The organism is Citrobacter portucalensis (assembly GCF_002042885.1).
Lineage (GTDB): Bacteria > Pseudomonadota > Gammaproteobacteria > Enterobacterales > Enterobacteriaceae > Citrobacter > Citrobacter portucalensis.
Genome location: NZ_MVFY01000009.1, coordinates 104,164 through 117,608, shown reverse-complemented (window position 1 = coordinate 117,608; position 13,445 = coordinate 104,164). Strand labels below are relative to the sequence as shown.

The window sequence follows — 13,445 nt, the reverse complement described above, 5'->3', positions numbered from 1 at the left end:
AGCGAAAGGTTATGATGTACTTATAAGTAATAGCGGTAGTTCCCGGCGGTGATTGTCATTCACTATGGAGATCGCGAATGGAAAAGTCCTGTATTGGACACGTTTTTCACAGTAACAGCAGTACCTTACGCGGACGTTTCTCTTCCGGTAGCCTCCTCGTCACCGCTAAATCTCTCTCTCATTCACTTCTTATCTTCGCAACTGACGCCCTGTACGGTGCGCGTAGCTGTGCGTGGCGTCTTATCCGAAAGCAAGCAATGGCTTACAAGGAAGCCAACCCTCAGATGTTCGTGCGCATAATCGTGCCGCCAACGGCGCGTGTGATGTATACCTACAACTCAAGGTGCTATCCATGGGAAGACAAAAAGCAGTGATCAAAGCTCGTCGTGAAGCAAAACGTGTGCTGAGGCGGGATTCGCGTAGCCATAAGCAACGTGAAGATGAATCGGTCACCTCGCTTGTGCAGATGGGCGGCGTAGAAACGATTGGTATGGCGCGTGACAGTCGCGACGCCTCGCCAATCACGGCGCGGAATGAAGCTCAGGCGCACTACCTGAATGCTATCGAGAGTAAACAGCTGATCTTCGCCACCGGTGAAGCCGGGTGTGGTAAAACCTGGATCAGCGCGGCAAAAGCAGCAGAGGCCCTGATCCATAAAGATGTGGACAGGATCATTGTAACCCGTCCAGTTCTGCAAGCTGATGAAGACCTCGGCTTCTTACCTGGAGATGTTTCCGAGAAGTTTGCTCCCTATTTTCGCCCCGTGTATGACGTGCTTGTCAAACGGCTGGGAGCCTCCTTCATGCAATATTGCCTGCGACCTGAGATTGGTAAGGTGGAAATCGCGCCGTTCGCCTATATGCGTGGACGTACCTTTGAAAATGCAGTGGTCATTCTTGACGAGGCTCAGAACGTCACTGCTGCGCAAATGAAGATGTTTTTGACCCGCCTCGGGGAGAATGTGACGGTGATTGTGAATGGGGATGTGACCCAGTGCGATCTACCAGCCCACGTTCGCTCAGGGCTTAGCGATGCGCTGGCCCGTTTCGAAGAAGATGAGATGGTTGGGATTGTTCGTTTCAATAAAGACGATTGCGTCCGCTCTGCGCTCTGTCAGCGGACGCTCAACGCTTACAACTGATAAGTACTCCGTCTTCAAGGCCCGGGAAACCGGGCTTTGTTGTTTGACGCCAGTACATGACCGATCGGGGCTTCTCATCCCCCCCGTAGATGTGCAACATGCGAAAAAAAGCCCGTACTTTCGTACGAGCTCTTCTTAAAATATGGGGGTGAGGGGGGGATTGACTCGCTTCGCTCGCCCTTCGGGCAGCCCACTCACTCCGTTCGCGGTCTGTCCAGCTGGCTGCGCCAGCAGTCGAACCCCGGTCGGGGCTTCTCATCCCCCCGTAGATGTGCAACATGCGAAAAAAAAGCCCGTACTTTCGTACGAGCTCTTCTTAAAATATGGCGGTGAGGGGGGGATTGACTCGCTTCGCTCGCCCTTCGGGCAGCCCACTCACTCCGTTCGCGGTCTGTCCAGCTGGCTGCGCCAGCAGTCGAACCCCGGTCGGGGTTTCTCATCCCCCCGCAGATGTGCAATATGTGAAAAAAAAGCCCGTACTTGCGTACGAGCTCTTCTCAAAATATGGCGGTGAGGGGGGATTGACTCGCTTTGCTCGCCCCTGCGGGGCAGCCCGTTCGCTGCGCTCCCGGTCTGTCCAACTGGCTGCGCCAGTAGTCGAACCCCGGTCGGGGCTTCTCATCCCCCCGTAGATGTGCAACATGCGAAAAAAAAGCCCGTACTTTCGTACGAGCTCTTCTTAAAATATGGCGGTGAGGGGGGGATTCGAACCCCCGATACGTTGCCGTATACACACTTTCCAGGCGTGCTCCTTCAGCCACTCGGACACCTCACCATATTGTTGTTCCTGTGCTACCGGAACGGGCGCTAATGTAGGGGAAACACCGCCCCGCCGTCAATCAACTTTTTGAAAAAAATGTGCATTTACACAAACTTCAAGCAACATGGAGCATAAATAAGCGGGAATTGTTTTTTTTGCCAGCATCCTAAAATTTGCTACTCTGATGTTCCCTCGAAAAATGATGATAATAAGTGCGAGAAAGTTCCGCACAACAATGTTCAGGAGACAATATGGATATAATTTTCTATCACCCAACATTCGATACGACCTGGTGGATTAATGCGTTGGCAAAGGCAATACCTGGTGCGAACGTACGTGAGTGGAAAGCGGGTGATAATGCACATGCTGACTATGCGCTGGTCTGGCATCCGCCGGTTGAAATGCTCGCAGGACGAAAATTAAAAGCCGTATTTGCGCTGGGAGCGGGTGTCGATTCTATTCTCAGTAAACTCAATGCTCATCCGGAAATGTTGGATGCGTCGATCCCGCTTTTCCGTCTGGAAGATACGGGTATGGGCCTGCAAATGCAGGAATATGCTGTCAGTCAGGTGCTGCACTGGTTTCGTCGCTTTGATGATTATCAAGCATTGAAAAATCAGGCGAAATGGCAGCCGTTGCCAGAATATACTCGCGAGGAGTTTACCGTCGGGATCATGGGGGCTGGGGTATTGGGCGCAAAAGTTGCCGAAAGCCTGCAGGCATGGGGATTCCCACTGCGCTGCTGGAGTCGTACGCGTAAATCCTGGTCTGGCGTGGAAAGCTTCGCCGGTACTGAGGAACTGGGCGCGTTTTTGAGTCAAACTCGCGTGCTGATCAACCTTCTGCCTAATACGGCAGAAACCGTAGGCATTATTAACGCTGATTTACTTAGCCAATTGCAGGATGGCGCCTACGTGCTGAACCTTGCACGCGGTGTTCATCTCAATGAAGACGATCTTCTGGCATCGCTGGAAAGCGGCAAGGTGAAGGGGGCCATGCTGGATGTTTATAGTCGTGAACCGCTGCCAGAAAACAGCCCATTATGGAAACATCCGCGTGTGGCGATGACGCCACATATTGCCGCAGTTACCCGTCCGGCAGAAGCGGTGGACTATATCTCCCGCACGATTATGAACCTGGAGAGCGGGCAAGTCGTAACAGGTCAGGTCAATCGCGTTCGGGGATATTGATGGTAACCCGGCAAGTACCGGGTTTCAGCTAAAATACCCGTCATACTTCAAGCTGCATGTGCGTTGGCTACGGTTGTTCACCTGAATCACCTACGTAAGTAAGTGATTCAGGTATCACTCCCTTGCCACCTGCCTGCGACTCGAATTTTAGGGTATTAATGGCGGCGATACCTGCTATCCTTGACGGAAAATGACTACAGGAGAGAGTTATGTATCCCGTTGACCTGCATATGCATACCGTCGCCAGCACCCACGCCTACAGCACCTTAAGTGATTACATCGCGGAAGCTCGTCGCAAAGGCATCAAGCTATTTGCCATTACCGATCATGGACCGGACATGGCGGATGCGCCTCACCACTGGCACTTTATCAATATGCGTATTTGGCCACGTGTCGTGGATGGCGTGGGGATCCTGCGCGGAATAGAAGCCAATATTAAGAATATTGAAGGTGAAATTGACTGTTCAGGTCCGATGTTTACCTCCCTGGACCTCATTATTGCGGGCTTCCATGAGCCGGTTTTTGCACCTCACGATAAAGACACCAATACCCAGGCAATGATAGCTACGATGGCCAGCGGTAATGTGCACATCATAAGTCATCCGGGAAATCCCAAATATCCTGTTGATATTAAAGCAATTGCGCAGGCGGCGGCAAAGTACCAGGTTGCACTGGAAATCAATAACTCTTCGTTTTTGCATTCGCGTAAGGGCAGTGAGGATAATTGCCGTGCGGTTGCTGCGGCTGTGCGTGATGCTGGTGGATGGGTGGCGTTAGGGTCGGATTCACATACCGCTTTCACGCTGGGAGAATTTGGCGAATGCCGTAAAATCCTGGATGATGTTAATTTCCCTGAAGACAGAATTTTAAACGTCACACCTAAACGTCTATTGGCGTTTCTGGAATCGCGAGGCATGGAGCCGATCGCGGAATTTGCTGAACTGTAATTGTTACTAACTGGAATATATCAATGAACGAGTTTTCTATCCTGTGTCGTGTACTGGGCTCGCTGTTTTACCGCCAACCGCAGGACCCTTTACTGGTTCCCCTGTTTACCCTGATTAGTGAAGGTAAACTGTCCGCCAACTGGCCGCTGGAACAGGACGAACTGCTCACCCGTTTACAGAAGAGCTGCGATATGCCCCAGTTGGCTGCAGATTACAACGCGCTGTTTGTCGGTGACGAGTGTGCAGTGCCGCCTTATCGTAGTGCCTGGGTAGAAGGGGCGAAAGAATCCGATGTTCGTGCATTTCTTTCAGCCCGGGGCATGCCGCTTGCTGATACACCGGCAGATCACATTGGTACGCTGTTGCTGGCGGCTTCATGGCTTGAGGACCAGTCTGCGGAAGATGAAAGTGAGGCGCTTGAAACCTTGTTTGTAGACTACTTGCTGCCCTGGTGCGGTACGTTCCTTGGTAAAGTTGAAGCGCACGCGAACACGCCTTTCTGGCGTACGATAGCACCGCTGACGCGTGATGCCATTGGTGCGATGTGGGACGAATTGCAGGAAGATACAGACGAATAAATGTGACGTACGTCACTTAAAAGTGCAACTCAATTTATAAGCTTGCATAAATTGTGTGCGCGATCTCATTACCATGCCGTTTTTCTGCTAAGATGCGCGGCATGAACATACTTCTCTCAATTGCAATCACAACGGGCATTCTCTCCGGGATCTGGGGATGGGTGGCCGTTTCTCTTGGTTTACTCAGTTGGGCTGGCTTTCTGGGGTGCACGGCTTATTTCGCCTGCCCGCAAGGTGGGTTAAAAGGACTGTGGATCTCGGCGTGTACGCTGCTAAGCGGTGTGGTGTGGGCGTTGGTGATTATTAACGGTAGTGCGCTTGCTCCGCATATGGACATTATTGGTTATGTCATGACAGGAATTGTCGCGTTTCTGATGTGTATCCAGGCAAAGCAATGGCTGCTTTCATTTGTACCGGGCACGTTCATTGGCGCATGTGCAACATTTGCAGGGCAGGGCGACTGGCGACTGGTTGTACCGTCACTGGCACTGGGCCTCGTATTCGGCTATGCAATGAAAAACAGTGGTCTGTGGCTGGCATCTCGCCGTGAAAATAGAATATCGTCGACGCTGACCAGTAAATAAAAAAGCGTGAGGGTTTTCCTCACGCTTTTTATGCTGTATAGACCCATCAGGATTCTGGCGGTACCGACATATGACGGTATTTAACCAGGATGTCATTATCAACTTGTTTCTTATCCTGCAAATCCCACAATCCGCGATCGATGCCGTCATTAATCAGGAAGATAACGCCCGTTTCAATCGCTGACATCAGACAAAGCATAACCGGTTCGTTAGAGGTGTAGCCAATTTCACCTTCCAACAGACGCTGGTAGTCAATAAAGCGGAACACCCCAGCCTGTACTTCATAAGACAGAATGGTTTTACTGGTATTCACTGACGACAGGATCTCACCGGTGCTGACGTTAACTACGCGCAGGTTTACCGCTATCTGGTCGAGCTGGTATTGCGTATCGGCGCCAATACCAAAATAACGTGCACCGACACCACCCGATTTAACGTTGCTTTCATAACCGATAATTGATCCTTCCACCATGACGTTTGCCGCGGTCAGGGACTGTAGCGGGATCCGGTTATTAATCGCAACCGTACCGTTTTCCTGAGCTGCACGAATGATTTTGCGTTCGTTAAGCAAGTTCTGTAACCCCTGACGTTCCAGTGGGATGAACCAACGAGAATCTTTCAATGCGGTGACAAGCATAGCCGTGGCGCTTTGCGGGACGGCGGTTGAGAAGTTACTTGCCGGGTAAGGTTTAAATTGGCCAGTCTCATCCTGAATGTTGTATACCGACACAAAGATCTTACCTGTAGGCATAGGCAGATGCGTCAAGTCTTTATAGCTTTGGGCTCGGGGCATTAATGTCGGCTTAGCGGCTTCTTGAGGCGGAGCTGTTAAACATCCGCTGAGTAAAATTACTGCCACCATGATAAGTAAACGCTGCATGATTATTTCCTTTCGTGGCTATAACTTAGAAGTCGGTCGACTGTGTTTGTAAACCCGACACTTCAATTGTCGAAGTTTTCCCCGATTTCCTGTCGGTGACATTCAATTGCAGTTGTCCGTCCCGGTTGGCGATATCAATGATAAAATCATTGGTCACCATTCTTCCTGGTTTACCGGTATTAATGTTGGTGAGTAGGCCACCGAGAATTTGTGACTGAATCGCCTGAGTAAAGTTATCCAGAGCTGACGGGGTTTCAATACCGTAATCGTCATAGCTTGGATCTTTATATGAGTTCTGGGCCTGGGCGCTGTTCAACAGAAAAGCACCATTATTCGGGTTGCCACCAAAGTTTGGGTTGCGAAACTGGAACGTCATGTTTCCGGCCCAACTTAATGGTGAAATTAGCATGAGCAAAACCACTGCATGTTTAACACGCATGAAAGCCTCCGGACAAAATCATGTTTTAGAATTCATCACGCGCTAAATCGCTAGTGCTTAATAGTGTTTGATCTATTTGCCGGCGATTTAATGCTTCCTCAGTTTGTGCCAATGCGAAGACTACAATTTTGTCGAAGTCTTTTTTCGTCGGAAATAAAAAAGTCTGGAAGATAACGTCCTGATTGACCGTTATGGTGATCCAACTTCCCCAACGCGCACTGGGTCTTTCATTAATGGTTAAGTTTCCTGTGTACTCGCTTTCCCACTTATCACTAAAGGCCCGATAAAAATCATGCCCGATTGAAGAGACAGTGTGGTCAGTTAACAGCCCGGGAACCTCCACCTCTACGGTTGTCGCTGCGTGCAGACTCCCGGCAGCAAAGAATAAATTTGCTGCCACAATCCAGGTCAAATACCGTTTCATGGCTTTATCGCCTGAGGTTATCATTGGCCCATGAGACCGCCTGCGTACGGTTTTTGACAGCTATCTTTTTGAAAAGATTATAAAGATGTGTTTTTACCGTATTTTCACTGATAAACAGTGAGCGAGCGATTTCAATATTTGAGGCGCCGATACGCAATTTATTAAGGATCTCTTTTTCACGGTGCGTCAGCAGTGCCGACTCCGTGCTGTTATAACGATAATTTCCAGAGTGCGTGATCAGATAACTGGCAAGTTTTTGCGTGAAGTAACATTCACCGCGCAAGATACCCTGCAAGCCGCTTACGACACGCTGCTCGTCTTCAGTTGCGTAAAAAACACCATTGATATGCGGCCAGTTTTCGATATCCCGATAAGGGTAATCATCAGGAGTATTCAACAATAACGTCTTTATATTGTTGTTTTTTCTACTCAAATTATCTTGCCAGTAATGGATCAGTTTTTTATCTGCCTCCATCATATCCAGTAAAACAATGCAGCTGGAGGATATATCATCCAGAGAACGTTGAATATTATGTAGTTTTCCGGTGAGTGCCAGTGATTGTTTTAAATGCTGTAATAATGCAGTTGCCTGCAAAGAAGGTTTTGTGATCAACAATAATGTATGACCATGAATACTATGGACTTCATTAAACATGATGAAACTCCACTTTTTAGTCGCACACCTGACAGCTGTCTCTACTAAAATAGAGGCACCAGAAGTACTGACAGATGTTGCACTGCTGTGTAGATATAAAATATCGACCCAAAGGGGTGAAAATATTAAAACAAATGGACTTCAACTGATTTCAATCTAGCTATTACAAATCTTAAAGCAAGTGTTAAACATGTAACAACTTGTAAAATTATATATTAAAATGTGATTTTATGGTTTTATTAGAGTTTAGATTTGATAGGAAAGTTGTACATTTTACCTTTGCTGCATAGATTTAAAAAATCATACAAATTATACTAACGCATTGATTTTAAATTAGTTAATTAATGGTTGTTGAGTTTTAGATTTCTAATGAATTCTAAAATCCTTGTCTCAATTTACGTTGGTCAATTTTAGATGGAAAAAAATGACCTTTGTCACGACTTGTACCGATGTCTATCTCGACGTTGTACTGAGAGGCCCTGATATCGTGCAAAATGCACTTTCTCAGTGACTGCATAGAAATTCATTACTGATAGCAAAATAAAAATAAAAGCCAGACCAGAAGCGGTGTTATTCACTGTTAATTAGTACTTTGGTGTGAATCCGGATATAAAAATACCACTCGCGGGTGAGTTATTTAAAATGTTTCCACGGACATACTCTTCATCGTAACGTGGCGTTAACAAATGTAAGTCATGTTAACAACAATTTGAGTGGTAATTAATTTAACTTCATGTACGACCAGGTCCAGGGTGACAACATGAAAAACAAGTTGTTATTTATGATGTTTACAATACTGGGAGTGCCTGGGATTGCATCCGCAACCAGTTATGATTTAGCTAATTCAGAATATAACTTTGCGGTAAATGAATTAAGTAAGTCTTCATTTAATCAGGCAGCCATTATTGGTCAGGTTGGTACTGCTAATAGTGCAAATACTCGCCAGGAGGGCACCAAGTTATTGTCGGTCATTTCGCAAGAAGGTTCAGGTAACCGGGCGAAAACAGACCAGACGGGATCAAATAACTTTGCATATATTGATCAAACGGGTAGCTCTAATGATGCGAGTATTAAACAAAGCTCTTACGGTAATACGGCGATGATTATCCAGAAAGGCTCTGGTAATAAAGCCAATATTACCCAGTACGGTACACAAAAAACAGCAGTTGTGGTGCAGAGACAGTCGCAAATGGCAATTCGCGTTACTCAACGCTAATCCATAAACGACGTTTAAATCAATCCGATGGGGGTTTACCATGAAACTTTTAAAAGTGGCAGCATTCGCAGCAATCGTAGTTTCTGGCAGTGCTCTGGCAGGTGTTGTTCCGCAATGGGGCGGTAATCATCATGGTGGCGGTAGCAACTATGGCCCAGACTCTTCAATGAGTATTTACCAATTTGGCTCTAGTAACGTTGCGAATGCGCTGCAAAGTGATGCACGTAAATCAGACGTGACTATCACACAACACGGACATGGTAACGGTGCGACTGTCGGCCAAGGTGCTGATGACAGTACCATTAGCCTGAAACAGACCGGCTTCCAGAACAGTGCTGATATCAATCAGTGGAATGCAAAAAATGCTGATATCAGCGTAACTCAGTTCGGTGGTCGTAACGGTGCTGTGGTTAATCAGACAGCGTCTGACTCCAATGTGCTGATTCAGCAGGTTGGTTATGGCAACAATGCTACAGCTAACCAGCACTAATTCAGTTTTCTGACTGATAATAAACAGGGCGAAAGCCCTGTTTTTTTTCGGGAGAATATTATGCACACGCTATTACTCATTGCCGCGTTGGCAAATCAAATAACATTCAATACAACTCAGCAAGGTGACATGTACACCATTATTCCTCAGGTGACATTAGCTCAACCGTGCGTATGTGAAGTGCAAGTCCTTGCCGTACGTAAAGGAAAGGGCGGACAAAGTCAGTCACAGCAGAAAACAAGCCTTTCGGTCCCTGCTAATCGGCCAATTGAATTAACAAAAATGAGCTTTAATATTTCACCGGAGGATTCGGTCAAAATTATCGTTACCGTTTCTGACGGGCAGTCTCTGCATCTGTCGCAACAATGGCCTGACTCAAACAGTCACCCATAATTTTTTGCCGGATTTGCATTAAGGGTGTGGCTGGGAGTGCAGTGCTGTTCTATGAATATAGAAACGAACAAACGTTTTATTTGATCGTAACTCGCAGCGGTGAAGGATCATTGCGATCCCTCAAGGATGATTAATCATTGAGGAACCCTTATGTGTACATTATTAAAGCGTATTTTAAATACCGGTTTGTGGGGTTTTTCTCTTTTAACCCTCCCCGCAATGGCGACGCAAATCTCACCCGGCGGGGTTATTCATTTTCGTGGTGCAATAGTTGAAGCACCTTGCGACGTTAACACTCGACAACAACAGATTGAATTGTCATGTATGCGTGATGGCACGATGAGTAATAGTCTCTACGACCTGCAACAGGTCACGACAGCGCCTCAGAGTGTGCAACAAATTGCCACGGTGAAAATGCATTACCTCAATGAACAGAAAAGCATGGCTATTCTGAATATTGAATATAAATGAATCATTCTGGCGTAGGTATGCACGCTTATGGCTAAAAAGTGAGATTTCAAGGAAAACCCTGCTGTACACTTAACGGAGAGTGTTTTGTCAGGGGGAACTTATGCAATCGCGTGTTCATGTGTTACAGGGCGACATTACGACGATCGCGGTAGATGTGATCGTCAATGCGGCCAACTCCTCGTTACTGGGAGGAGGTGGAGTCGATGGCGCGATTCATCGTGCTGCCGGGCCTGCGTTGTTGGAGGCCTGCAAACAGGTTATACAACAACAGGGAGAATGCCCGACCGGGCATGCCGTTATCACGCTGGCTGGCGCGCTTCCGGCAAAAGCAGTTATTCACACCGTCGGACCCGTCTGGCAAGGCGGTGATCACCACGAGGCTGAACGACTTGAAGAGGCCTATTTAAATACATTACAACTGGCCTTAGCCAATGGTTATCAATCCATTGCTTTTCCAGCTATAAGCACCGGAGCTTATGGTTACCCACGTGCTGCAGCGGCAGAGATCGCGGTGAAAACGGTGTTGAAATTTATCACCCGACGTACGCTACCCGATCAAATATACTTCGTGTGCTTTGATGAAGAAAACGCTCGACTATACAAGAGATTACTTACCCAACAAGGCGATGAACGCACGGACTGATATGACGCGACTTGAGCGTGCCATCACGCCGCTATGCGTAAACCACCCGGGAGAATGCGGCATTCTGACGTTGGATGACAGCCTGGATGCGTTTGCTGCTCGCTATCGGTTGACGGAAATGGCGGAACGTACCCTGGATGTTCAGTATTACATCTGGGAAAGCGACATGTCCGGGCTATTATTATTTTCCGTTTTGCTGGCCGCAGCGAAGAGGGGCGTCCGGGTGCGTTTGTTGCTGGATGATAACAACACACCAGGTCTGGATGACACGCTGCGTTTGCTGGACAATCACCCTAATATTGAAGTTCGTCTGTTTAATCCCTTTTCCTTTCGCATCCTGCGTGCCCTGGGCTATTTAACCGATTTTGCCCGGTTGAATCGGCGTATGCACAACAAAAGTTATACCGCTGACGGCGTCGTAACTCTTGTGGGGGGGCGAAATATAGGCGATGCCTATTTTGGCGCAGGCGAACAACCACTATTTTCCGATCTGGACGTTATGGCTATTGGACCGGTTGTCCAGGATGTTGCAGACGACTTTGACCGTTACTGGCACTGCCGCTCGGTTTCAACATTGCAAAACGTACTTGAGGTGGCTGAACCAGCTTCTACGCAAAAAATCGAACTTCCGGAATCCTGGTATAATGATGACATCACGCGTCGCTATCTACATAAGCTGGAAACCAGCCAGTTTATGACCCATCTCGATCAGAGGTCGCTTCCGCTAATTTGGGCGAAAACGCGCTTGTTGAGTGATGATCCTGCAAAAGGAGAGGGGAAAGCGCCGCGCCACTCACTATTACCGCAGCGTTTGTTTGACGTGATGGGATCTCCCACCGAGCGTATTGATATTATTTCTGCCTACTTTGTACCAACCCGCGCCGGTGTGGCGCAGCTCCTGAGACTGGTGAGAAAAGGCGTTAAGATCGCAATTTTAACTAATTCTCTGGCAGCGAATGATGTCGCAGTCGTTCACGCGGGCTATGCGCGTTGGCGAAAAAAACTCCTGCGCTACGGCGTGGAGTTATACGAGCTTAAACCAACCCGCGATCGCGTTTCAGCAGTACACGACCGGGGATTAACCGGTAATTCAGGCTCCAGCCTGCATGCGAAAACCTTCAGTATTGACGGTCGTAAAGTGTTTATAGGATCGCTTAATTTTGATCCCCGTTCAACGTTGCTCAATACGGAAATGGGGTTTGTGATTGAGAGTGAAGTACTGGCCGAGTTGATTCATAAACGTTTTATGCAAAGCCAGCGTGACATGGCTTGGCAACTACGTCTTGACCGTTGGGGCAGAATCAACTGGGTTGATCGGCTTTCTGGCAGCGAACAGGTACTGAAAAAAGAACCCGCTACAGGATTCTGGAAGCGGGTTCTGGTGAGGCTTGCATCCGTGTTGCCCATTGAATGGCTGCTCTGAACCATTCAATGCAAGAAAACTAACCGGCTACCGCCTTGTTTTTATCCTGCTTAATGGGCGGTTTACCCGAAAAGAGAAACTTCAGCACCGGGATCCGTAAATGGATTTCGTACAGTATGACCGCAATTCCAACCACAAAAAGCAGACCGCAGAGAAAACCCAGCAGATTCGACTTGATATGCGGTGTGATATACGCGCCAAAAAACAGCGTTAACGGGTGGTGCACCAAATAGATGAACAGCGACGCGTTGACAAAATAGGTCACGCGAGCCGACTGGAAATTCAGTAAACGGTGGCCAAGCGAAAAGACGACATTCACCATCCATAGCCCCATGGCCATGGTAATGACATATTCGGTTTCATACATCCAGGCATCGCCGTTGCCGTAACGTTGATTGAGCAGGTATGCGACAAATGCGAATGCGGCGCCTAGCGTGCAGCCGCGCGATGGCGTGGTAAACAGTGCTTTCAGATTCGGATTGATAAACGCCAGCGCACCGAGCATAAAGAAAGGCACATAGAACAACGTTTGCATAACGATAAAATTAAACATGCCATCGCTGAGAATCGAAGGGTAGAGGATGAAAATCGTTCTTCTGACGGCGGCATAGCCGACACCCAACAATATGAAAATCAGCGTTAATTTGGTCATTGACACCCCCGATGCAGGGGTACCGTCTCCACGCGATAGTCTATTTTTCATCTGGGTAAACACCCACATGCTCAGGGTCGTTAACACCACCAGAACCAGTAAAAACCACAGATGGGAAATCAGCTCCCAGGCCAGCGCATTGTATTTGTCATAGCCGCTGAGGGTATGCCAGCTGTCTGCTTTCCCTTTCACGTATTGCAGCATGATAAATTGCGGCAGCGTAAGCAGCGGAATCGCGGTCAGCATGGGGATCCCCACGCGTTCTACACGCACCTTCCACCAGCGTTTTAACGGATAGCGCAAAAAAAGCATGTAGGAAAAATAACCTGAAATGACAAAGAAGACCTGCATGCGAAATGCATGGATAAAGTCGTTAAAAAGGGTTAACCACCATGACGGTTCTGCGCTGTTCACGTGCCAGGTGTGGGTGGAGTAGATCAATGAAATATGGAATGGGATCCCTAACAACATTAGCCAGGCACGGATGGAGTCAAGAAAATATTCACGTGGTGGTGATACAGAGCTCATAGACAGTTACGTATTCTCAGACTTTTCGTCT

At 47.9% G+C, this 13,445-nt stretch carries 17 protein-coding genes, 1 tRNA gene and 2 other RNA genes; 12 read left to right on the top strand and 8 right to left on the bottom strand.

What is annotated here, in order from left to right; translation table 11 throughout:
• The first annotated feature begins 77 nt into the window (after window positions 1-77).
• Window positions 78-374, top strand: coding sequence for a hypothetical protein (locus BZK40_RS24645; protein WP_172111178.1), 297 nt, complete (start codon window positions 78-80; stop codon window positions 372-374).
• Window positions 353-1,141, top strand: a complete 789-nt coding sequence (phoH, locus tag BZK40_RS15095; RefSeq protein ID WP_032942942.1) for a phosphate starvation-inducible protein PhoH — start codon at window positions 353-355, stop codon at window positions 1,139-1,141. Before BZK40_RS24645 ends, phoH begins: the two co-directional genes overlap by 22 nt.
• Before the next feature lie 143 nt (window positions 1,142-1,284).
• On the opposite strand, the gene BZK40_RS15090 is transcribed toward phoH, so the two are convergent.
• From BZK40_RS15090 to BZK40_RS15080, 3 genes are all read right to left on the bottom strand, one after another.
• Window positions 1,285-1,421, bottom strand: a non-coding RNA gene (locus BZK40_RS15090) — RtT sRNA.
• A gap of 44 nt (window positions 1,422-1,465) precedes the next feature.
• Window positions 1,466-1,602, bottom strand: a non-coding RNA gene (locus BZK40_RS15085) — RtT sRNA.
• Between the two features lie 226 nt (window positions 1,603-1,828).
• A tRNA-Ser gene (locus BZK40_RS15080) sits at window positions 1,829-1,916 on the bottom strand.
• Window positions 1,917-2,152: 236 nt separating this feature from the next.
• Here BZK40_RS15080 and ghrA point away from each other — a divergent pair.
• From ghrA to BZK40_RS15060, 4 genes are all read left to right on the top strand, one after another.
• A complete protein-coding gene (ghrA, locus tag BZK40_RS15075) occupies window positions 2,153-3,091 on the top strand; it encodes a glyoxylate/hydroxypyruvate reductase GhrA (protein ID WP_057067489.1) in 939 nt (312 codons plus the stop codon).
• 209 nt (window positions 3,092-3,300) lie between these two features.
• A complete protein-coding gene (locus tag BZK40_RS15070; RefSeq protein WP_008784332.1) occupies window positions 3,301-4,038 on the top strand; it encodes a phosphatase in 738 nt (245 codons plus the stop codon).
• A 23-nt stretch (window positions 4,039-4,061) separates the two neighbouring features.
• Window positions 4,062-4,616, top strand: coding sequence for a TorD/DmsD family molecular chaperone (locus BZK40_RS15065; protein ID WP_003832084.1), 555 nt, complete (start codon window positions 4,062-4,064; stop codon window positions 4,614-4,616).
• 101 nt (window positions 4,617-4,717) lie between these two features.
• Window positions 4,718-5,200 (top strand): DUF1097 domain-containing protein, encoded by a 483-nt coding sequence (locus BZK40_RS15060; protein WP_032934412.1) that lies wholly within the window; start codon window positions 4,718-4,720, stop codon window positions 5,198-5,200.
• Window positions 5,201-5,246: 46 nt separating this feature from the next.
• Here the strand turns inward: BZK40_RS15060 and csgG are convergent, their stop codons facing one another.
• From csgG to csgD, 4 genes are read right to left on the bottom strand one after another with little or no spacing between them, the layout of a single operon-like run.
• A complete protein-coding gene (gene csgG, locus BZK40_RS15055) occupies window positions 5,247-6,080 on the bottom strand; it encodes a curli production assembly/transport protein CsgG (protein WP_008784335.1) in 834 nt (277 codons plus the stop codon).
• A 25-nt stretch (window positions 6,081-6,105) separates the two neighbouring features.
• A complete protein-coding gene (csgF, locus tag BZK40_RS15050) occupies window positions 6,106-6,519 on the bottom strand; it encodes a curli production assembly/transport protein CsgF (protein WP_003832089.1) in 414 nt (137 codons plus the stop codon).
• Between the two features lie 25 nt (window positions 6,520-6,544).
• Window positions 6,545-6,943, bottom strand: a complete 399-nt coding sequence (csgE, locus tag BZK40_RS15045; protein ID WP_008784336.1) for a curli production assembly/transport protein CsgE — start codon at window positions 6,941-6,943, stop codon at window positions 6,545-6,547.
• Window positions 6,944-6,947: 4 nt separating this feature from the next.
• Window positions 6,948-7,598 (bottom strand): biofilm master transcriptional regulator CsgD, encoded by a 651-nt coding sequence (csgD, locus tag BZK40_RS15040; protein WP_003832092.1) that lies wholly within the window; start codon window positions 7,596-7,598, stop codon window positions 6,948-6,950.
• Between the two features lie 760 nt (window positions 7,599-8,358).
• Between csgD and csgB the strand changes: the two genes are divergently transcribed.
• The 6 genes from csgB (at window position 8,359) to BZK40_RS15010 (ending at window position 12,234) form a co-directional block, all read left to right on the top strand.
• The gene (gene csgB / locus BZK40_RS15035; RefSeq protein WP_032941802.1) at window positions 8,359-8,814 is read left to right on the top strand and encodes a curli minor subunit CsgB; all 456 of its coding nucleotides are present in this window, start codon (window positions 8,359-8,361) and stop codon (window positions 8,812-8,814) included.
• 40 nt (window positions 8,815-8,854) lie between these two features.
• Window positions 8,855-9,304 (top strand): curli major subunit CsgA, encoded by a 450-nt coding sequence (csgA, locus tag BZK40_RS15030; RefSeq protein ID WP_008784338.1) that lies wholly within the window; start codon window positions 8,855-8,857, stop codon window positions 9,302-9,304.
• A gap of 60 nt (window positions 9,305-9,364) precedes the next feature.
• The gene (csgC, locus tag BZK40_RS15025) at window positions 9,365-9,697 is read left to right on the top strand and encodes a curli assembly chaperone CsgC (protein WP_020996502.1); all 333 of its coding nucleotides are present in this window, start codon (window positions 9,365-9,367) and stop codon (window positions 9,695-9,697) included.
• A 150-nt stretch (window positions 9,698-9,847) separates the two neighbouring features.
• Window positions 9,848-10,168, top strand: coding sequence for a YmdA family protein (locus tag BZK40_RS15020; RefSeq protein WP_008784340.1), 321 nt, complete (start codon window positions 9,848-9,850; stop codon window positions 10,166-10,168).
• Between the two features lie 100 nt (window positions 10,169-10,268).
• Window positions 10,269-10,811 carry an O-acetyl-ADP-ribose deacetylase gene (gene ymdB / locus BZK40_RS15015; protein WP_003832103.1) on the top strand — a complete coding sequence of 181 codons (543 nt, stop codon included), beginning with the start codon at window positions 10,269-10,271 and terminating at the stop codon, window positions 10,809-10,811.
• Window positions 10,744-12,234, top strand: a complete 1,491-nt coding sequence (locus BZK40_RS15010) for a phospholipase D family protein (protein ID WP_204191349.1) — start codon at window positions 10,744-10,746, stop codon at window positions 12,232-12,234. Before ymdB ends, BZK40_RS15010 begins: the two co-directional genes overlap by 68 nt.
• Before the next feature lie 19 nt (window positions 12,235-12,253).
• Here the strand turns inward: BZK40_RS15010 and mdoC are convergent, their stop codons facing one another.
• Window positions 12,254-13,414 (bottom strand): glucans biosynthesis protein MdoC, encoded by a 1,161-nt coding sequence (gene mdoC, locus BZK40_RS15005; RefSeq protein ID WP_079934901.1) that lies wholly within the window; start codon window positions 13,412-13,414, stop codon window positions 12,254-12,256.
• Window positions 13,415-13,445 lie beyond the last annotated feature (31 nt).

What these genes read in the sequence shown, in the direction of transcription:
- BZK40_RS24645 (WP_172111178.1), top strand. Translation starts at nt 78, where the DNA reads ATGGAAAAGTCCTGTATTGGACACGTTTTTCACAGTAACAGCAGTACC.
- phoH (WP_032942942.1), top strand. Translation starts at nt 353, where the DNA reads ATGGGAAGACAAAAAGCAGTGATCAAAGCTCGTCGTGAAGCAAAACGT.
- ghrA (WP_057067489.1), top strand. Translation starts at nt 2,153, where the DNA reads ATGGATATAATTTTCTATCACCCAACATTCGATACGACCTGGTGGATT.
- BZK40_RS15070 (WP_008784332.1), top strand. Translation starts at nt 3,301, where the DNA reads ATGTATCCCGTTGACCTGCATATGCATACCGTCGCCAGCACCCACGCC.
- BZK40_RS15065 (WP_003832084.1), top strand. Translation starts at nt 4,062, where the DNA reads ATGAACGAGTTTTCTATCCTGTGTCGTGTACTGGGCTCGCTGTTTTAC.
- BZK40_RS15060 (WP_032934412.1), top strand. Translation starts at nt 4,718, where the DNA reads ATGAACATACTTCTCTCAATTGCAATCACAACGGGCATTCTCTCCGGG.
- csgG (WP_008784335.1), bottom strand. Translation starts at nt 6,080, where the DNA reads ATGCAGCGTTTACTTATCATGGTGGCAGTAATTTTACTCAGCGGATGT.
- csgF (WP_003832089.1), bottom strand. Translation starts at nt 6,519, where the DNA reads ATGCGTGTTAAACATGCAGTGGTTTTGCTCATGCTAATTTCACCATTA.
- csgE (WP_008784336.1), bottom strand. Translation starts at nt 6,943, where the DNA reads ATGAAACGGTATTTGACCTGGATTGTGGCAGCAAATTTATTCTTTGCT.
- csgD (WP_003832092.1), bottom strand. Translation starts at nt 7,598, where the DNA reads ATGTTTAATGAAGTCCATAGTATTCATGGTCATACATTATTGTTGATC.
- csgB (WP_032941802.1), top strand. Translation starts at nt 8,359, where the DNA reads ATGAAAAACAAGTTGTTATTTATGATGTTTACAATACTGGGAGTGCCT.
- csgA (WP_008784338.1), top strand. Translation starts at nt 8,855, where the DNA reads ATGAAACTTTTAAAAGTGGCAGCATTCGCAGCAATCGTAGTTTCTGGC.
- csgC (WP_020996502.1), top strand. Translation starts at nt 9,365, where the DNA reads ATGCACACGCTATTACTCATTGCCGCGTTGGCAAATCAAATAACATTC.
- BZK40_RS15020 (WP_008784340.1), top strand. Translation starts at nt 9,848, where the DNA reads ATGTGTACATTATTAAAGCGTATTTTAAATACCGGTTTGTGGGGTTTT.
- ymdB (WP_003832103.1), top strand. Translation starts at nt 10,269, where the DNA reads ATGCAATCGCGTGTTCATGTGTTACAGGGCGACATTACGACGATCGCG.
- mdoC (WP_079934901.1), bottom strand. Translation starts at nt 13,414, where the DNA reads ATGAGCTCTGTATCACCACCACGTGAATATTTTCTTGACTCCATCCGT.